Origin of the sequence: Streptomyces roseoverticillatus, assembly GCF_000719265.1 — a bacterium.
Classification (GTDB): Bacteria; Actinomycetota; Actinomycetes; order Streptomycetales; family Streptomycetaceae; genus Streptomyces; species Streptomyces roseoverticillatus.
The window spans coordinates 1-17698 of the sequence record NZ_JOFL01000035.1 but is presented as its reverse complement, the minus strand read 5'-3'; the positions used below and the strand labels follow the sequence as shown (position 1 = coordinate 17698).

Genomic DNA, 17698 nt, shown 5'->3' with positions numbered 1-17698 from the left:
TCCACGACGCGGCACTCTATTGCCGGGATCGTGCTGGACACCGCGATGAAGATCACTCGTGCCGGCGTCACCCGAGGGGCGGAAGGCAGGCCCGCCCCGGCGGGTCCGGCACGGAGACGTTCTGTCGGTGAATGCCCAGGTGTGGTCTCATAGCGTCGGCGACCGCTGCCGCACTGCCACATCCTGACGGAGACGACCCGCTTGTCGTGGAGGCGCGCGTGCTGATCGACGGAACCGCATCTGCCGGACCGGAATCCGGCCTCCTGACCGAGGCGTGGAGCCTGCTGCCCGATGTCGTGGCGTTGCGGCGCCGCATCCACCGCCTTCCGGAAGTGGGCACGTACCTGCCCCGTACCCAGCGGGCGGTTGTGGAGGCCCTCGACGGACTGGGCCTGACGGTGACGCTCGGCAGGACGCTGAGCTCGGTCGTGGCCGTGCTCGACAGCGGACGGCCCGGGCGGACCCTGCTGTTGCGCGCGGACATGGACGCCCTGCCGCAGCAGGAGAACACCGGCCTCGACTTCGCCTCCGAGGTGCCCGGCGTCATGCACGCCTGCGGGCACGACGCGCATGCCGCCATGCTCGTGGGCGCCGCGCGGCTGCTCAGCACCCGCAGGGACCGGCTGGCGGGGCGGGTGGTCTTCATGTTCCAGCCCGCCGAGGAGACCGCCGGCGGGGCCCTGCCCATGATCGAGGAGGGGCTGCTCACCCTGGCCGACGGCACGGCGGTCGATGCCGCGTTCGCCCTGCACATCAACGCCCGCAACGAGACGTGCACCGTCCACGTCCGGCCGGGCACGCAGTACGCCGCCGCCGACGTGGTGCGGATCACCGTCAGGGGCCGGAGCGGGCACGCGGCCGGCCCGCACCGGGTGCTCGACCCCGTCCCGGTCGCCTGCGAGATCGTCCAGGCCCTGCAGACCATGATCACCCGGACCGTCGGCATCTTCGAGCCCGCGGTGCTGACGATCACCACGATCCGGGCAGGAAGAGCGTTCAACATCATCCCGGAGACCGCGGAGCTGACCGGCACGTACCGCACGCTCTCCGAGGCGACCCGCCGCAAGGTGCGCGAGGGCATCGCGCGCGTCGCCGAAGGCGTGGCAGCCGCCCATGGCATGACCGTCGACCTCGAACTCCCTGAGGGCTACCCCACGGTGCGGAACGACCCCGCGTTCACTGCCTTGGTGCGCCGCGCGGCGGCTGCCGCCCTCGGCCCCTCCCACGTGCACGAGCTTCCCCACCCCACGATGGGCGGCGAGGACTTCTCGTACGTCCTGCAGCGCGTGCCCGACGCGATGGTGTTCCTGGGCGCCTGCCCGCCCGGCAGCGTGCCGGGGACGGTCCCGGACAACCACTCCGACCGTGTGCTCTACGACGAGCGGGCACTGGCCGCGGGTGTCGCCCTGCACTGCGCGGTCGCCGAGGACTTCCTGCGCGGCGGCGGAAGCGAGGGCGAAGAGGGCGAGTGCGGCGCGGCTATTGGTGCGGCCCGCACGGACGAGAGCGGCTGAGCACCGGCAGCAGGTACGGCCCACGCCGAGGATCCTTACGACGCCGCCCACTTGCCCGCTGGCTGAGCATGTCGTTCCGAACTGCCGGCAGGCCCATCACCGAGCCCGTCGCGAAGCTGTGCGGCGACCCTACAGCCGCTCTGCGGCGCGGGTGACTGTTCCGAATACCTTGTCGAAGGCGAGGGACCGTGCGACGGGAACGAGGAAGTAGGCGGACCCGGATCCCTCGGTGGTGAGGGGACCGGTGCGTCCGGACAGCAGGATGTCCACGGGAGTGAGCACGCCGAGGTCGTCGAAGACGTACGCGACCGGGAGCTGCGTCCATGCCGTCAGATGGAGGTGGGCCATGACGGCGGACCGTTCCACCGCGTGGCGGTGTGACGTGCTACTGGTCATCCGGGACTTGCAGTCGATCAGGACGACGCGCCGGTCCCGGGCAGCCGCCAGATCCGGCGTCCATCGCAGGTAGCTGTCGGTACGGCGCAGGGCCGAGCGTATTGCCTGGCTCAGTACCGCCTGTCCCCACGGCGAGACGTCCCACCCGCGTTCGGCCAGCTCATGTGCGACATGGGCCTCGTGCGCATCCCCTACGGCTTTCCTTTGCTGAAAGCTCGGCATACGGGCAAGTGTCGCGTAACGGTCCCGCGCCGGAACGATCAACGAATCCGTACCGGCCACCCCTGACCAGGAACCCGGGAGACCCGTGACGTCCACTGGTCTCCGTGAGTGTCCGCCTGTGTCCATGGCGCCTCAACTCCACGCGTACGGAGTCGACCGAAAAACGCGGACCGCCCGCTGCATCGCCGTCGCGCGTCGGATCTCCAAGACCAAGCGCACCAAGCGGGACGAAATCCCAACTATGCGCCTATTATTGGATGTCGTGGGGCGACATGGTGCGGAACATTCGGCGGCGTCCGGTACAGGGCGATGGCGGACCACTTCCTTGCTCGGTGTGTGCGGTGCGGTGGCCCTGGCCGCCGCCCTGCCGCTGGCCATGGCCTCGGGCAGCCCGGGCGGCGGCGCGTCGCCGAAGAGCACCCGCCGTCAGGCGGGCGCCCGGCCGGGCTGGGGCTTCACCCACACGCAGTACAGCGCGGAACACGGCACACCGGAAGCCACACGCAAGGCCGGTGCCCTGCTCTCCGCGCGGCCCTTGCCGCAGAACCAGCACATCATGGGGTGGGGCGCGGAGAACCCCGAACCGGCGCCCGGGCGGTACGACTTCCAGGCCCTCGACGAGCGCGTCGCCCTGATGCGGGCCACCGGCGCCACCCCCGTCCTCACCCTGTGCGGCGCCCCCGACTGGATGAAGGGCGGACGGCGAGGGCGTACCGACTGGTCCAGGCTGGAGGCCGCTCCCGACCGCCGGCACTACAAGGACTTCGCCCGGCTCGCGGGCGCGATCGCCCGCCGCTACCCGGACATCAGGCACTTCCTCGTGTGGAACGAGCTGAAGGGCTTCTACGACGAGGACAAGCGCCGGTGGAACTACGAGGGGTACACCCAGCTGTACAACCTCGTCTACGCGGAGCTGAAGAAGCAGAACCCGGACAACCTGGTCGGAGGCCCCTACGTGGTGGCCGACCACGACGCGCCCGCCGACGACCCGGAAGACCGCTCGCCCGAACTCCGCGGCCCCTGGGGCGAACTCGACCAGCGCTCCGCCGACGTCATCCACTACTGGAACGCGCACAAGGCAGGCGCCGACTTCGTCGTCGTCGACGGCTCCAGCTATACCCGCGAGGGGCACGAGACGATCCCTGACGAGTTCGCCGCCACCGAGAAGTTCGCCGCCCTCACCCGCTGGCTGAGGAACATCACCGGGCTTCCCGTCTGGTGGGCCGAGTGGTACGTCGAGCCGCCCGCCGAAGACGACCGGCCGGGCGGCAGGGACGGCTGGAACGAGCATCACCGCACCGCCGTGCACGCCACCGCGATGATGCATCTGGCCGCGAGTGGCGCCTCGGCCGCCTTCTACTGGAATCCCCAGCGAACCGGGGACGACTGCCCCGGCTGTCTGTGGAGGAGCACCCATCTGCCCGACGGCGGCCAAGGACTGCCCATGGCCCGGCTGCTGAACCGGTTCGCCCACGAGTTCCCGCCAGGCAGCGCCTTCCGGCCGGTGGACGCCACGGCGGAGCCGGGCGCGAAGATCCAGGTCCTCGCCGACGACGCAGCCGTCCTCGTCGTCAATACCGAGCGCCGACCGGTGGCGGCCCGGGTGGACGGGAAGGCACTGTCCCTCGCCCCGTACGAAGTGCGCTGGCTGGCACGCTGAACCGCTGCGCGGCGACGGTACGGGGCCGGTCCGGGCTGGGGACCAGGCGTTCAAGCCGGGCCGGCGACGGCCACGCCTTGCCGGGGGCTGTACACACAACGACGTAGCGGCAGGTCATCCCTGGCGACGAGGAGTCCGCGGAACTCCGCTGCCGACAATGATCACGTCTTTGTTCGCGCCGCAAACGCAGTAGCGGCCGCTCTTCGCCGGCTGACGGGCGGCACACCGGGACCGGTACGGTTCGCCCCGGCGGGCCGGCGCGTGGGTGACTACCTGATCCTGCTGCTCCTCTTCGGGCTGATGTTGCTGGCCGCACGCACCGCGCTCGGCCGGGCCCGGCCCCCGAGCATCGGTTGGATGACCGATGTGCGCCCACACCCCCCGCATGCACAGTGCTGTCAGCTTCCCCGCCGGCCGTCACGGGTTCGCGGGAGCCCCCAGTCACCACCCCTGGCAGATAGGACATCACTGTGCCCGGCACTCCGGCAGATCTCGTCTTCGTCAACGGTTCGGTCCTCACCGTCGACTCCCGCTTCACCGTCGCCTCCGCCCTCGCAGTCACCGACGGCCTCGTCAGCGCGGTCGGCGATCAGGACGAGGTCATGGCACACGCCGGCTCCGCCACCCGGATCGTCGACCTCGAAGGCGGGACGCTCCTGCCCGGCATCAACGACACGCACCTGCACGGCTGCGCCTTCGGGCTGACCAGGCCCCCGCTGTCCGTCGACGTCTCCCACCCCGCCGTACAGTCGCTGGCCGACGTCGCCGAGGCCGTACGGAAGGCCGCCGCGACGACCCCTGCGGGGGAGTGGATCACCGGTCACGGGTGGGACGCGGGCTACCTCGCCGAGTGCGTCGCCGACCCCTCCCGGCTGCCCTCCCGGCAGGACCTGGACGCCGTCAGCCCGCACCACCCCGTCCTGCTGTACTCCGCCACCGGACACGCCACGTGGGTCAACTCCATGGCGCTCTCGTGGGCCGGAGTGGACCGTGACACCCCCGTTCCGCCCGGAGGCGTCATCGTCACCGACGAGGCGGGCGAGCCCACCGGCCTCCTCCAGGAGGGCGCCCAGGACCTGGTCCACCGGGAATTGCCCGCCCTCTCCCAGGAGGTGCGCGCCGACGCGATCCGGGCCACCCTGCGCACCCTGGCCCGGCTCGGCATCACCAGTTACACCGAGCCCGGTCTCGGCCCGGGCGGCGACGCCCTGATGCGCGGCGCCATGGCCCACAGCACCCTCGACGTCTACCGGCGTCTGCTCGCCGACGGCGAACTGACCGCGCGGGTCGGCGTACTCCTGCTGCCGACGGGGATGACCGGCACGGCCGACGAGTTCGTACGGACGCTGGCGGCCATGGACGAGCCGCCGTCCACCGACCCCCGCCGCCTCGCCGTCCTCGGCGTCAAACTGTTCGCCGACGGCATTCCGGTCAACAAGACGGCCTGGATGCACGAGCCGTACGTCGGCGGCGGCTGCGGCTCGCTGTGCGTCGGCGGGGACACCGACGACGAGCGCGCCGCCCAGATCACGGAGATGGTCCGGTACACCCACGCCGCCGGGTACCAGGCCGGTGTCCACGTCACCGGCGACCGGGCCATCGACACCGTCGCCGACGCCTTCGCCGCGGCCTCCGCCGCGCAGCCCCGGCCCGACGCCCGGCACTACGTCATCCACGGCGACTTCCTCACCGCCCGCAGCATGCGGACGCTCGCGCGGCACGGCTTCGGCGTCAACATGAACCCCACCATCAAATGGACCGTCGCCGACCTCGAGGAAGAGTTCGTCGGCCCGCAGCGGGCGGCGTACGAATGGCCCTACCGGGACGCGATCGACGCCGGAGTGATCGTCACCAGCGGCTCCGACGCCCCCGTCACCCTCCCCGACTGGCGGCAGGGCGTCTCCACGATGATGCTCCGCGAGTCCAAGGCCAGCGGCCGCGTCAGCGGCCCCGACCAGCGCATCCGGCTCGCCGAGGCCCTCCGTACGTACACCTCCGACGCGGCCTGGCAGGACTTCGCCGAGGACTGGAAGGGCACCCTGGAAGTGGGCAAGGCCGCCGACCTGTGCGTGCTCGCGGGCGACCTGCTGACCGCCGACCCGCACGACATCCCTGCCATGCCCGTGGTGTTCACCGCCGTCGGCGGCGACGTCGTGCACGACGAACTCGGCGTTTAATGGTCATTTTGATGCCTGTTTGACGACCTGACACCGGATGATCATTCTGAGTGGATGAAAGCCGAGCCGACGCCCATGACAGCAGCGCAGCCGAGCACGAGGGATGCGCGGCCCAGCACGACGGACGTCCTGAGCGCCGCCTTGGACGTACGCGAGGCCGCGCGCCACGCCGCGCGGGGGAAGGGCGGCGCCGACGCCGTCCTGACGGCGCTGTCCGCGGTGATCGACCACGACCACGCGTCGCTGTCCCGGTGGGACCCGTTGCTCCGCCGCCACGTCACGCTGGCCGGCAGCTACCCGGCGGGCACCACCCGGTACATCGAGACCCGCCTGCACGACGACCCGGCCTTCGCTCTCATCCGGCACGCACCGGGCACCACGAGCTGGTGGCACGACGTGCCCGCCCCGGTGCGGGGGGCTTCCACCGGGTTCCAGGAGGTCCTCGAACCCCTGGGCGTCCAGGACGGCGTGGCCCAGTGCCTGTTCTCCGCGGACGGCCGGTACGTGGGCATCCTCAACCTCAGTACGACACGGGCACGATGCGACCAGCCGGCCGTCCGGGCCGTGATGACCCTGCTGGGCGAGTGCCTCGCGGCCGTCGCCGACCCGCTCGCCGGGCACCGCTCCCCGGGTCCCGGCGGCGCCGGCCACGTCTGCGCCGTGCTCCTGCCGGGCACCGACGAGGCCGACGACGCGGTCCCGGTGACCGTGAGCGGGGAGCCACTGCCCGGCCTCACCGAGCCCGGCTCCCCGCTCGTGGCCCTGCTGCGGCGCTCGGCCGCACGGCGGACGCTGCCGGCCACGGTCCTGATGCCGTACCGGCAGCGGATGCTCGAACTCCACCTGACCCGCCGAGGGGACCGCACGGTCGTCGTATGCCGTGCGGTCGCCCGCCCCGCTGCACTCTCCCCGCGCGAGCTGGAGGTGCTGGCCGAACTCACCCAGGGCCGGACCAACCGCGAGATCGCCGACCGCCTCTACGTCAGCCCGCGCACCGTCGCCACCCACATCGAGCACATCCTCGCCAAACTCGACGTCCCCAACCGCGTGGCCGCCGCAGGCCGAGCCGTCGCCTGGGGCCTGGAACCGGCGCCCTGACCGGCCCCCTGCGCCAATGGCGTCAGGCCGCGGAGGCAGGACTCGGCCTCTGCGGCGTCAACCTGCACATCTACTGATCGGTGCGGCGGAGTCCGTCCTTCCTGGTCCGAGGAGCCGGTCGTCGGAGCAGCGTGCGGCAAAGGCGCATGCGTGGTTCGCCGAGCCGGCGAAGCCAGAGTGAGACCGATCAGTGACGAGCGCACGGGCCCCCTGGTGCCTCCAGCAGGGGCGCTGCTCTGTATTCGGGTGTGGTTCGGGCGTAGACTTGAAGAATTCTTCAATTCATTACTTGCCGTAGTGCTTAAGGCAGGTCGGGCGTGGAGGTCCGGGGTGGGCGGGTTCGTCGAGGCGGCGCAGGCGCGAGTGCACCGGGCGCGGGCAGCTCTTGCTGCCGCGGAGGAGGCGGGGGACGTGTACGCGGTGGTGGGGGCGTCGGATGAGCTGGAGGACGCGTTGCGTGTGGCGCGTGAGCATGATGTGGATGTGGAGGGCGGGGAGTGATGGGTGCTGGGGTTCCGCTGTATCAGGCGAAGGCCGAGTTCTTCCGGATGCTGGGACATCCGGTGCGCATCCGGGTGCTGGAGCTGCTCCAGGACGGGCCCACACCGGTGCGTGATCTTCTGGCGGCGATCGAGATCGAGCCGTCCAGTCTGTCGCAGCAGCTGTCGGTGCTGCGGCGCTCGGGCATCGTCACCTCCACTCGCACCGGTTCCACGGTCGTCTACGAGCTGGCCGGCGGGGACGTTGCCGAGCTGATGCGTGCGGCCCGCCGCATCCTCACCCAGATGCTCGCCGGGCAGCACGAGCTCCTGGAGGAGCTGCGCGAGGCAGAGTCGGCCGAGGTGGCGCGGTGAGGCGGCGTTACAGGCGCGTTGCGGCTGTGTGTGAGCCGGCGTCTTCGCCGGTCCGGCGCCGGATCCTGACAGTGCCGCTGGTGCCGGAGGCTGTGCGGCAGGTGCGGTGCGATACGACGGTGGCGCTTTCGGAGTACGGGATTCGCCCGGACTCGGCCTTCGCCGGGGCCGTGCTGCTGGTGGTCAGTGAGCTGGTCGCCAATGCTGTCCGTCATGCCGCCGACCGATCGCCGACGGCGGACGTGACGGTGGCGATGGGAGCGGGTCAGCTCGTGATCGGTGTCGCGGATCAGGATCCGTGCCTGCCCGATCTGTCGCCGGCAGGGGCCGGTGAGGGTTTGCGGACTGTCGCTGACATGGCTGCCGTCTACGGTGGAGCGGTCGGTGTGGAGCCGGCGGTGCACGGTTGCGGCAAGGTGGTGTTGGTGAGGTTCCTGCTCCCTGACGATGCGGGCTCTCACGGAGGGCGCTCCAGGGCCTGTGCGTTTTGAGAGCATGCACCTGCACCTGCACCTGCACGCTGACGGCAGGCGGCCCACGCACACGGCCAACGCGTAGGAGACACGTGCCCTCGCCGCGTCGGCCGTGCAGACCGGGGTGCGCGTACGGATACGCCCCGGCGTCGCTGTCCCCGCTCCACCGCGAGAGTGCTCAGGCGCCGCATCGGATGCTGCTGATCCTGGAGGAAGGGAGCCCCGTCATGGTTGATGACGCGCCTGGCAGGCCCGTGCCGTCTGATACCGGTGCGAAGAGTGAGAAGTGGGCGGAGCGGCAGGTCGCGCTGCGGGTGCTCGTCTATGTCTTCGTCACCCACCTCTTCGCCGGCTTCATCTGGCTGCTCTTCTATATCGGTGGCCACGCGGACCAATAGCGTGCCGTGAACGCCGGTGGCTCGGCCGTCCAGGACTTGCCTTCTTCGCCCCTGTGACTGTTGCTTCAGGCCTTGCCAGCGGTGTTCCGGGCGCCGGGCCACTCATCGGAACACCACTCCCGCTGTTCTGCGGCCTCTCCCCGGTGGGCGGCGAGGGCCGCGAGGGCGGTGGGCAGGTCGCAGTGGACGGGGATCGGCGGATGGGCGGCGTCGGGGACGAGAGAGCCGTCCGCGGGGATCGCGGCGAGCTCCAGCCGGCGCCCCTCGGCCGCGAGCCGGCGGGCGGCCCGGGCGACGGCCATCTGGCCGCCCACGGACCAGCCGCGGAGCGCGGTCAGGTCCAGGATGACCGGTCCGGCACCGCGCGCCAGGACCCATCCGACGGCGCCGGTGAAGCGGTCCACGGTGTCCGCGCCGAGGAATCCCGCCAGAGAGAGGATGCCGAGGTCCTGCTGGATGGTGTAGCGCCACTCGATGGTCATCGTTGTTGCTGCCTCGTTCTTCTACAGGGGGAGGGTGATCCAGATGCTCTTGCCCCGGCCGTCCGCATCGCTCCGGATGATCGCGGTGCCGCCCAGGCCGAGAGTGAGTTCCATGATCATGGCCAGGCCGCCGCTACCGGCGGCCGCGGCGTGCAGGGCGGGCTGGTGGGGGTGGCGGTCATGGACGGCGAAGGCGAGTGTGTCCGGGCCGCCGGCGTAGGTGACGGTCACCTGGGGCGAGAGGGCCACGGCGTGCCGGACGCTGTTGGTGACCAGCTCGCTCAGGATGAGCAGCGCCGCATCGAGGACCGGGTGGCCGGGCCTGATGCCCCAGGAGGTGAAGGTCATCTGGGCGGTGCGGCGGGCCAGGGACACCGAGGCCGGCACGGCGGGGCAGACGAGCACACTTCCGTACGGCAGGGGGATGGGCGGTTTCATGAGGCCGAGGGCCTGCCCTTGGCACTCTCGGACGCCCCGGTGGTGGCGTGGGTGAAGCGGTAGCCGTTGACCGTCTGCGGGTGGATGCGCAGCAGGGTGTCGTGGGGGCCGTGGGCCCAGCCGGGGAGGGCGCGCCGGTAGTGGGCGGCTTCGTCGGGGTTGGTGATGGCCTCGGCCGGGCCGGAGGCGGTCACGGCCCAGCCGGTGCCGGTGTTGGGGTGGATGTAGTCGCAGTGGTAGGTGACGCTGACACGCGCGGAGAGCACGGCGCCGGAGGCCGGGGCGCGGACGATCAGGCGCCCGTATTCCAGGAGGTGGGAGGCGGGCCGTACCGCGATCGTGTCGCGCTGCTCGTACATCATCCGGCCTTGGGAGGCGCCGCCGAGCAGATACCAGGCTTCCTCGCCGGAGACGTCGATCACGCGTCGGAGCGCGGGGGAGGTGGTCATCGCGATGGCTCCTCGCTGATCACAGGGACAGGGACAGGGACAGGTGCAGGTGGTGGCGGGGCGGGCTGGGCGGGAAGGGGCAGAACGCCGGTGTGGTGCAGGTGGGCGCGGGCCGCGGCGATGGCTTCGGGCGTGGTGGCGTAGTCGCAGTCGGTGGGCCTCAGCAGGCCGAGGGCGCCGGTGGACTGCAGGACGTGGCGCTGGCCGGGACGGATTCCGGAGGCCAGGACGGTGATGCCGCGCCGCTTCAGCTTGGCCACCGCGTCCTTCAGGACGAGGGCGCCGGTGGCGTCCATGGTGCTCACCCGCGACATGCGCAGGATCACCACGCGCACGTCGGCGACCTCCGACAGCTCCAGCAGGAAGCGGTGGGCGGCGGCGAAGAACAAGGGTCCGTCGATCCGGTACGCCACGATGTGCTCGGCCAGCAGCGCATGCTCCTCGGCGCTGTGGTCCCCGGGCAAGTCCCCCTTCAGGGGTACCTGGTCCAGGCGGGCCTGCTTGGCCACCGCCCGCAGCGCCAGCGCGCCCGCCACGGCCAGGCCGGTGATGACCGCGTAGACCAGGTCCAGGGCCAGGGTGGCAGCTGCGGTCAGGACCAGGACGAAGGCGTCGGAGCGGGTAGCGCGGGCCATCGCCCGCAGGCTGCCGACTTCGACCATGCGGATCGCGGTCGCGATCAGCACCCCGGCGAGCGCGGCGAGCGGGATGCGGGAGACGAGCGGGGCGGCGGCGAAGACGATGACCGCCAGCACCGCGGCGTGGACGAGTGCGGCCAGCCGTGAGCGCGCGCCGGTGCGGACGTTGACGGCGGTCCTGGCTATCGCGCCGGTGGCCGGGACGCCGCCGAACAGCGGCGCGGCCAGGTTGGCCAGCCCCTGCCCGAACAGCTCCCGGTCCGGATCGTGCTTCTGTCCCACCGTCATGCCATCCGCCACGGACGCCGACAGCAGCGACTCCAGCGCGGCCAGGGCCGCCACTGCCACCGCCGGCGCCAGCAGGGAACCCAGCGCGCCGAGGTCGAGGAAGGCCAGGGAGGGGGCGGGCAGCCCGGCGGGCAGGTCCCCGATCGGACGGGCAGCATCCAGGTGGCAGAGCCGGGCCACGATGGTCGCCCCGATCACCGCGACGATCGAGAAGGGGATCGCCGGCCGCCACCGGGCCCCGGCCAGCATGACCGCAGCTACCGCACCCGCGAGCGCGACAGCGGTCCAGTTCGGGGCGCGCACGAAGGCCTCGACCGCGCGCCAGGTCACAGCCAGAACCTTGTCGCCCTCCGGCTTGGCCACCCCCAGCGCGTTCGGCACCTGCTGCAAACCGATCACGCACGCGATACCGAGGGTGAACCCCTCGACCACCGGGGCGGGGACGTACCTCATGTACCGCCCGGCACGGGCCAGGGCAAGGGCGACCAGCATCAGCCCCGCGAGCAGACCCACGGTAAGGACGCCGCCGGGCCCGTGCTGGGCAACGATCGGCACCAGGACGACGGTCATCGCCCCGGTCGGCCCCGACACCTGAAGATTCGACCCACCGAAAACCGCGGCGAACGCACCGGCCACCACCGCCGTGGCCAGCCCTGCCTCGGCCCCGAGCCCCGAGGAGACCCCGAACCCCAAAGCCAGTGGCAGCGCCACGATCGCCACCGTCAGGCCCGCAAGCAGGTCACGGCGAGGGGCGCGACCCATCGCCCTCAGATCGGCACGCGCGGGCAGCAGGGAACGCACCCGGGTCCACACCCGGGCAGGCGCAGTACTCACTTCGCGCCGGCCTCGGCGTCGCGCAGCTCCTCGAGCAGCCCGTGCTGCCCGGCGAGCATCTCGGTCAGGATGCGGCGGGCCGCACGCATCAGCTCGGCAACGTCGCCGCCGGCCAGCTCGTAGACGACGGTGGATCCGGTGCGGGTGGAGGTGACGATGCCCGAGCGGCGCAGCACCGCCAGCTGCTGCGACAGACCCGAGGGCTCGACCTCGATCGCTGCCAGCAGATCACGCACCGGCATCGGGCCGTCCTGGAGCAGTTCCAGGACACGGATGCGGACCGGGTGTCCGAGCATGCGGAAGAACTCGGCCTTGGCCTGGTACAGGGGAACCGGCACGAAAACCCTCAGCCTCTCGCCTTGCCGCCCCCTCGGCGCAGGGGCATGACGTGGTTGCTGTGCCCGCGGCTACCTACGGACACAGCGAAGACAGCATGTATTGAATTGCAAAATTTTGCAATTCGTCAGTACGTCGACAGCCTGCGTCGCGAAGCCTCACCGCGAGTGCGGCAACGCCCTGATCCCGATCAGGACAGAATCTCCGGGCTCGGATCACCAGGTGTCCCGTGGCGGAGGCGAGCGAGCCGCCCGTGGCCGCTGCCGTCCACGCCACACGCGCTTGCTCGACGACCACCTCCAGGTGTGAAATACACTCCCTCGGTGAACGAGACCTTGCCCCCGTGCCCCGAATGCTCCAGCGCATACACCTATGAGATGGGCGCGCTCCTGATCTGCCCGGAATGCGGGCACGAGTGGTCACTCCCGACCGCGGAACCCATGAGCACCACCGAAGACGGCGTGATCAGGGACTCGGTCGGCAACGTACTCGCCGACGGTGACACGGTCACGGTGGTCAAGAGCCTGAAGGTCAAGGGCAGCCCGACCGGGATCAAGGCGGGTACGAAGGTGCGCAACATCCGTCTCGTGGACGGCACGGACGGCCACGACATCGACTGCAAGATCGACGGCTTCGGTGCCATGCAGCTCAAGTCCAGTGTGGTCAGAAAGGCCTGACCGGATTTCCGACGGCCGGGCCGCCATCGCGCCCGGCCTCGACCGGCGCCTACAACGACACCGAAAGCGCCGCAGACTACGCGGACCTGCGGGTGACGCTGGGCATCGACCAGTGGAACGTGTTCGGCATCTCCTACGGCACTCACCTGGCGCTCATCTGTATGTGCCAACACCCCAGGGAATCCGGTCAGTCGGCATCGACGGCATCCTGCCGCCCTCCAAGACGGGATCGGCGCTGACCTGGAGCAGCGCCCGGCAGGGCTTCGAGGGCCTGTTCAAGTCCTGCACGCAACAGCCCGCGTGCAACCGCCACAGGTCGACGACGGGCTCCCCGTCGAGGTAGACCGCCACCGAAGCGCCGACCTCCCTTCCGCTGCGCAGGGAGTCGGCGAACGCCTCCCGTACCGCGCTGAACTGTGTGCTGCAACTGCCGTGAATGTCCATGCTGGACGAGGCCTCCGATCTCAACGTGCTGCTACGGGCCGGTCATTGCGGGCGAGAGGGCGGTGAGTCCGCGGATCCGAGCTGAAGTATCTGCGTCGCGACTTGGCGCAGGGACTCGATCTCGCCAGACAAGTCCGTTCCCCGGCGCCGAGGGCGAGGAGGCGCCGTAGGGGCCCCGCGGCTGCCGGCGCATCGAGTGCCGGCGGTGTTCGGGGTGCGGTGACGCTGATGTGAGCGCAGGCAGGGATGCGTGAGGGGCTGAAAAACACCGGGTGTGTGCACGTTCTTAACGTAGTGTGATGTGGTCGCCCTTGACTGTAGTTGGCCGTCGGCGGTTGACTTCAGTTCGCTTACGTTCAGCAGCGCAGTCCCCGGCCCCTGGCCCACCCGACGCGCGAGCGCACCCCTTCCCCTGTGACCTCGGAGACCCCGTGACTTGTGAAGTGGCTCCTGAACTGCTTACTCCGCTTGACCTTGCTTTCTGGAACATCGAGTCTTCCGGGCATCCCTTGCACATGGGCGGGCTCTTCGTTTTCGACGCCGACACCCCGGACGCCGCCGAGCGCGCTGCCGGGCTGCTCGTGGCCCGCGCCGCTCGTATACCGGGCCTGAACACCCGTATCCGCCCCGTCTTGTTCCCCCTCGGCTCCGCTGCCCGCCACGTCGCCCCTGACTACGATCCGCTGGACCATGTCCATCTCACCGAGCCTGTACGGGACTTCCATGCAGCCGCCGGGGCTTTGATGCAGGAGCCGTTGGAGCGGGGGCGGCCGCCATGGGCGGCGCATGTGCTGCCCGGCGCGGAGGGTACATCCTTCGCTGTCCTGTTCACCTTCCATCACGCTCACGCGGACGGCATGCGTGCGGCGGCGTACGTCCTGTCGCTCCTGGACCCCGCAGCCGTCGACGCAGCACCCGCCCCCTCCGGTGCACCCCGGCGGCGTGAGACAGACTCCGCTCTGCGCCTGCCTGATCCTCGTAAGTTGCCCGGTCTGGTGCGCGGTGTCGTCACTGATGCCGGGCGGGCCGTGTCGATCAGTTCCGCGATGGCCCGCGCCGCCTGGGGCGTGCGCTCCTCGCCCGCCCTGATCTCTCGCGCCACCGGCGCTCGCCGTGCCGATGGTGCGGTCGTCGGCCTGCGTGAGGTGAACCGTATCCGCCAGGCCACGAGCGGCACCGTCAACGACATCCTCCTCGCGGTGGTCGCGGGTGGTCTGCGGCGATGGCTCGACAAGCGTGGCGACGGCAGTGACGGCGTACAGCCCCGTGCACTCGTCCCCGTGTCGCTGCGTGACCCGGGCGACGCGAGCGCCTCGGGCAACCGGCTCTCCGGTTACCTGACGCGCCTCCCCGTCGACGAGGCCGAGCCCCTTGCCCGTCTGCGCGCGGTGCACGAGGCCATGGAGCGCAACAAGCAGGCCGGCCCCGCCAGCGGACCGGGCGCCGCGGCGCTGCTCGCCGATGCCATCCCGCCCCTTGGCCACCGCTTCGGCGGCGGCCTGATCGCCCGCTCGGGCCGGCTCTTCTACGACCTGCTCATCTCCAGCGTGCCGCTGCGTGGTGCCGATGGCCTGAAGCTTGCGGGTAGTCCCGTCCGTGAGGCCTACCCCCTCGCCCCGCTCGCGCCCGGGCAGTCCCTTGCCGTGGGCATCACCACGTACGAGGACCGTGTCTGCTACGGCCTGCTCGCCGACGCCGTCGCGGTCCCCGACCTGGACGTACTCGCCCGGTCGATCGCGGAGGAGGCCGCCGAACTGGCCGCAGTCTGCGAGACCTGAGCCTTTCCCGCTTGTCGACGCCCGGCCGCCCCAGCCCTCGACCGGGGCGGCCGGCTCAGCAAGGGGCCGGTCCCCTGCGGCGGGCTCCGTACGCCTTTGCCGTCGAATGAGCTGGATCGCTCAGCATGATCACCAGAGGCTGCTCCCGTGCCCGAGCGGATGAACCTTGGGGCGTCACCGCTTCCGGCTTCATTGCCGGCTGCTCTCCGCGCCCGTGAGGAAGGATCCCGTCCAGGATTTTGGTGTGGTGCAGGCGATGGTGTCTGTTTCTTTGGAGTTGAGTGTGTCCCGGGGGCGGCTCTGGTCATGCCGTGGATGTTCGCGGCGCCGATGCGCCCTCTGCGCACGGGGATAGACCCATCGGTCCTCGGGGCGAGGCGTTGTTGAAAGCGGAGCACTCGGTTCGGGTGCTGGTAGCGCAGCCCTTTAGGGTGTTGCACATGCTGTTTCCTGTACATGCTCTTGCCCACCGGCCGTTGACCGTGGGGGCCGTTGCTGAACTTGTGGGCCTGCCGGCCGCACCTTCCGCCTCTGACGACTTCGACGCGGTCGATGCCGAAGTGCAGCGGCGGGGGTGGTGCTGGGAGGAAAGCCTGGTCTGTGAGTCCTTCCGCACCGCGGAGCAGCATGTGTTGTGTTCCGAGGTTTTCAGCCCGTTCGGAGATCCTGACGCGCGGACTTTCCTGGTCTTCGGGGAGCTCTACCCCGTCGATCCGCACGACGAAAGCATGACCAACGGATCATGGCTGTACGGCCTCATGGATCGCTGGCAGGAGCAGCCCGGCTGGAGCGGCCGCAGGCCATGCACGGATCAGGATTGTGAGGCCGTACTCGCACAGGCCGCGCAGGCGGTGACCGAACATCTCGGCGCGCCCCCTGAGCGAACAGTTTTGTCCTCTTCGGCCGTGGTGAACGGGCCCGCACTGACGCAGCGTATCTGGCGCACTCCCACTCATGCTCTGGTACTCGGGCCGGCAGCCGACAACGGCCCCTACGGTTACCTCACCCACTTGCAGCTGTCCTGCACCCCTCTCGCCTGTGCTCCCGATCTGCCCTCCGCAGACGACGAGGACGGCCTGGCCGACTGGATCGCCGCACACATCGACTGGTGACGCCATCGGCCGGGGCCCTTACCGGCAGGTGCGCGTGCAGGCGCTCGACCGTGGCGGCGCGGCCCGGCCCACGGATGCGCCGGCCAACGATGACGGCCGGTCCAGTTATGAGATCTTGTGCGATCGGGTAGCCGGAAGCAGGCGCGTGCTGGATCTAGGCTGCGGTGATGGGCCTACTGCTTGAGTTCCTGGCCCAGGAGGACGGGAGACAACTCGCGGGGGTGGACCGGTCTGCGCATTCTCTGGCGCTGGCACGACGTCGACCGATGCTGTCCGAAGCGAGGCTGGAAGAGGGCCGAGCTCAGGAGCTCCCCTTCGCCGACGACAGCTTCGACGCCTGCGTTTCCCATATGGCGCTGATGCTGATGAGCGAGATCGAGCAAGTCGTAGCTGAGGTCGCCCGAGTGCTGTCTCCCGGAGGAGTTCCGGCATGCGTGGTGGGAGGCGGGGCCGTTGGCGGCGAGGCCTATGAGCGGTTCCTCGGTCCCTATCGATCTCAGTGGTCCGGTGGAGCAGGTATGGGCTGCTGTCTCCAGCCTTTATGACCTCGGCCCGCTCGATGAAGCATGTGTGGAGCGGTTGCGTGAGGCCTTCTTCGCAGAGGCAGGCACATGACGACGCCAGAAGGGCTCGTCCCCTGCGCGTTCAAAATCCACCTCGCGACAGCACGACTTCGTTCGAGGCCTCGTCACCAGGCAGCGCGGCCGAGATCGCCGCGCTGCTGAGCAAGTTCATGGATGACGGCCAAGGCGCAGTGTCTGGACGGGGAATGGGGCAACGACAGGGCTCCCGAATTCCGTGGCCTCATCCCACGGACTGGCTGGTCAGGAACAAGTGTCCCGCGCCGGGAGCCTGGGGTCTCCACCGGAGCCCGTTGCCGAGGGCCGGGGTGGGAAGCTCACATGGTGATGGTCGCCCGGACGAGGTTGTGGTCCGAGAGGCCGTCCGCGCTCTCGACCGCCGCGCTGCTGACGCCAGCGCCTCGTACGACCACGTGATCGATCCACGGTGACGCCGAGCCTGATGGGTGCGGCCGTGTCGGCAGGGCGTCTGACGGGAGATCCGCGACGGCGAAGCCAGTGCCCAGAGCCGACGCCACAGTGGCACGGTCGGTGTTGAAGTCACCGAGAAGAACTGCCGCGTGTCCCGGGGGAGTGGCGGCCAGTTCGGCCAGGCGAGCCAGCTGGCGCGTGCGCCGCTGGTCCCCGCTCACGTGGGTGGCAACGATGAGCGTTCCGGCGACCTCGACGGCGAGCGCGCCCTTCCCTCGGTCGTCCTCGAAGGACACAGTGGCGACCTCCCGGCTCGGCCCGTCGACCAGGAGCACGAGATACTCCCCGGGGTCGCGCAGCGAGCAGGGGCCATCCTGGCGTGGTGCTGGGACGCGCGGATACCGCAACGTGTGGACAGTCCGGTCGGTCAGCGCACGG

General features: G+C 70.4%; 19 protein-coding genes. 12 read left to right on the top strand and 7 right to left on the bottom strand.

The window, feature by feature from the left end; translation table 11 throughout:
* Positions 1–218: 218 nt before the first annotated feature.
* Complete coding sequence (locus tag IF61_RS0129610) at positions 219–1514, top strand: M20 metallopeptidase family protein (protein WP_245684667.1); 1296 nt, start codon at positions 219–221, stop codon at positions 1512–1514.
* A gap of 129 nt (positions 1515–1643) precedes the next feature.
* On the opposite strand, the gene IF61_RS35590 is transcribed toward IF61_RS0129610, so the two are convergent.
* On the bottom strand, positions 1644–1910 hold the full coding sequence (locus IF61_RS35590) for a hypothetical protein (protein ID WP_245684666.1): 267 nt from the start codon (positions 1908–1910) through the stop codon (positions 1644–1646).
* A gap of 556 nt (positions 1911–2466) precedes the next feature.
* Here IF61_RS35590 and IF61_RS0129600 point away from each other — a divergent pair.
* The 7 genes from IF61_RS0129600 (at position 2467) to IF61_RS32890 (ending at position 8792) form a co-directional block, all read left to right on the top strand.
* Positions 2467–3792 carry a glycoside hydrolase family protein gene (locus tag IF61_RS0129600; protein ID WP_342668029.1) on the top strand — a complete coding sequence of 442 codons (1326 nt, stop codon included), beginning with the start codon at positions 2467–2469 and terminating at the stop codon, positions 3790–3792.
* 470 nt (positions 3793–4262) lie between these two features.
* The gene (locus IF61_RS0129595) at positions 4263–5969 is read left to right on the top strand and encodes an amidohydrolase (protein WP_030369619.1); all 1707 of its coding nucleotides are present in this window, start codon (positions 4263–4265) and stop codon (positions 5967–5969) included.
* A gap of 54 nt (positions 5970–6023) precedes the next feature.
* Entirely contained in the window at positions 6024–7067 is a 1044-nt protein-coding gene (locus IF61_RS37300) for a helix-turn-helix transcriptional regulator (protein WP_245684664.1), read from the top strand.
* 330 nt (positions 7068–7397) lie between these two features.
* Complete coding sequence (locus tag IF61_RS36430; protein WP_169748860.1) at positions 7398–7568, top strand: hypothetical protein; 171 nt, start codon at positions 7398–7400, stop codon at positions 7566–7568.
* On the top strand, positions 7568–7921 hold the full coding sequence (locus IF61_RS0129580) for an ArsR/SmtB family transcription factor (protein WP_030369617.1): 354 nt from the start codon (positions 7568–7570) through the stop codon (positions 7919–7921). Before IF61_RS36430 ends, IF61_RS0129580 begins: the two co-directional genes overlap by 1 nt.
* A gap of 80 nt (positions 7922–8001) precedes the next feature.
* Entirely contained in the window at positions 8002–8412 is a 411-nt protein-coding gene (locus tag IF61_RS0129575; protein ID WP_245684663.1) for an ATP-binding protein, read from the top strand.
* 236 nt (positions 8413–8648) lie between these two features.
* Positions 8649–8792 carry a DUF6126 family protein gene (locus IF61_RS32890; protein WP_245684669.1) on the top strand — a complete coding sequence of 48 codons (144 nt, stop codon included), beginning with the start codon at positions 8649–8651 and terminating at the stop codon, positions 8790–8792.
* Between the two features lie 65 nt (positions 8793–8857).
* Here IF61_RS32890 and IF61_RS0129565 read toward each other — a convergent pair whose 3' ends face one another.
* The 5 genes from IF61_RS0129565 to IF61_RS0129545 form a co-directional block, all read right to left on the bottom strand.
* A complete protein-coding gene (locus IF61_RS0129565) occupies positions 8858–9274 on the bottom strand; it encodes an STAS domain-containing protein (RefSeq protein ID WP_030369615.1) in 417 nt (138 codons plus the stop codon).
* Positions 9275–9295: 21 nt separating this feature from the next.
* Positions 9296–9712, bottom strand: coding sequence for an ATP-binding protein (locus IF61_RS0129560; RefSeq protein WP_030369614.1), 417 nt, complete (start codon positions 9710–9712; stop codon positions 9296–9298).
* Positions 9709–10161: a pyridoxamine 5'-phosphate oxidase family protein gene (locus IF61_RS0129555; protein ID WP_052393210.1), complete on the bottom strand. Its 453-nt coding sequence runs from the start codon at positions 10159–10161 to the stop codon at positions 9709–9711. Before IF61_RS0129555 ends, IF61_RS0129560 begins: the two co-directional genes overlap by 4 nt.
* Positions 10158–11849 (bottom strand): SulP family inorganic anion transporter, encoded by a 1692-nt coding sequence (locus IF61_RS0129550; RefSeq protein ID WP_397945666.1) that lies wholly within the window; start codon positions 11847–11849, stop codon positions 10158–10160. Before IF61_RS0129550 ends, IF61_RS0129555 begins: the two co-directional genes overlap by 4 nt.
* Before the next feature lie 68 nt (positions 11850–11917).
* On the bottom strand, positions 11918–12259 hold the full coding sequence (locus IF61_RS0129545; protein ID WP_030369611.1) for an ArsR/SmtB family transcription factor: 342 nt from the start codon (positions 12257–12259) through the stop codon (positions 11918–11920).
* 321 nt (positions 12260–12580) lie between these two features.
* Between IF61_RS0129545 and IF61_RS0129540 the strand changes: the two genes are divergently transcribed.
* The 4 genes from IF61_RS0129540 to IF61_RS37290 all read left to right on the top strand — a co-directional run bounded on the left by IF61_RS0129540 (position 12581) and on the right by IF61_RS37290 (position 16813).
* The gene (locus IF61_RS0129540; RefSeq protein WP_030369610.1) at positions 12581–12934 is read left to right on the top strand and encodes a zinc ribbon domain-containing protein YjdM; all 354 of its coding nucleotides are present in this window, start codon (positions 12581–12583) and stop codon (positions 12932–12934) included.
* 887 nt (positions 12935–13821) lie between these two features.
* On the top strand, positions 13822–15156 hold the full coding sequence (locus IF61_RS0129530) for a wax ester/triacylglycerol synthase family O-acyltransferase (protein WP_043191350.1): 1335 nt from the start codon (positions 13822–13824) through the stop codon (positions 15154–15156).
* A gap of 440 nt (positions 15157–15596) precedes the next feature.
* The gene (locus IF61_RS37295; protein WP_245684662.1) at positions 15597–16268 is read left to right on the top strand and encodes a hypothetical protein; all 672 of its coding nucleotides are present in this window, start codon (positions 15597–15599) and stop codon (positions 16266–16268) included.
* Positions 16269–16435: 167 nt separating this feature from the next.
* Complete coding sequence (locus IF61_RS37290) at positions 16436–16813, top strand: class I SAM-dependent methyltransferase (RefSeq protein ID WP_245684661.1); 378 nt, start codon at positions 16436–16438, stop codon at positions 16811–16813.
* 353 nt (positions 16814–17166) lie between these two features.
* On the opposite strand, the gene IF61_RS0129520 is transcribed toward IF61_RS37290, so the two are convergent.
* The coding region (locus tag IF61_RS0129520) for an endonuclease/exonuclease/phosphatase family protein (protein WP_043191347.1) at positions 17167–17698 on the bottom strand (532 nt) is incomplete at its 5' end.

Coding starts and splice junctions, on each gene's coding strand:
- IF61_RS35590 (WP_245684666.1), bottom strand. CDS start 1,910: ATGACCAGTAGCACGTCACACCGCCACGCGGTGGAACGGTCCGCCGTC.
- IF61_RS37300 (WP_245684664.1), top strand. CDS start 6,024: ATGAAAGCCGAGCCGACGCCCATGACAGCAGCGCAGCCGAGCACGAGG.
- IF61_RS0129580 (WP_030369617.1), top strand. CDS start 7,568: ATGGGTGCTGGGGTTCCGCTGTATCAGGCGAAGGCCGAGTTCTTCCGG.
- IF61_RS0129565 (WP_030369615.1), bottom strand. CDS start 9,274: ATGACCATCGAGTGGCGCTACACCATCCAGCAGGACCTCGGCATCCTC.
- IF61_RS0129560 (WP_030369614.1), bottom strand. CDS start 9,712: ATGAAACCGCCCATCCCCCTGCCGTACGGAAGTGTGCTCGTCTGCCCC.
- IF61_RS0129555 (WP_052393210.1), bottom strand. CDS start 10,161: ATGACCACCTCCCCCGCGCTCCGACGCGTGATCGACGTCTCCGGCGAG.
- IF61_RS0129550 (WP_397945666.1), bottom strand. CDS start 11,849: ATGGGTCGCGCCCCTCGCCGTGACCTGCTTGCGGGCCTGACGGTGGCG.
- IF61_RS37295 (WP_245684662.1), top strand. CDS start 15,597: ATGCTGTTTCCTGTACATGCTCTTGCCCACCGGCCGTTGACCGTGGGG.
- IF61_RS37290 (WP_245684661.1), top strand. CDS start 16,436: ATGGGCCTACTGCTTGAGTTCCTGGCCCAGGAGGACGGGAGACAACTC.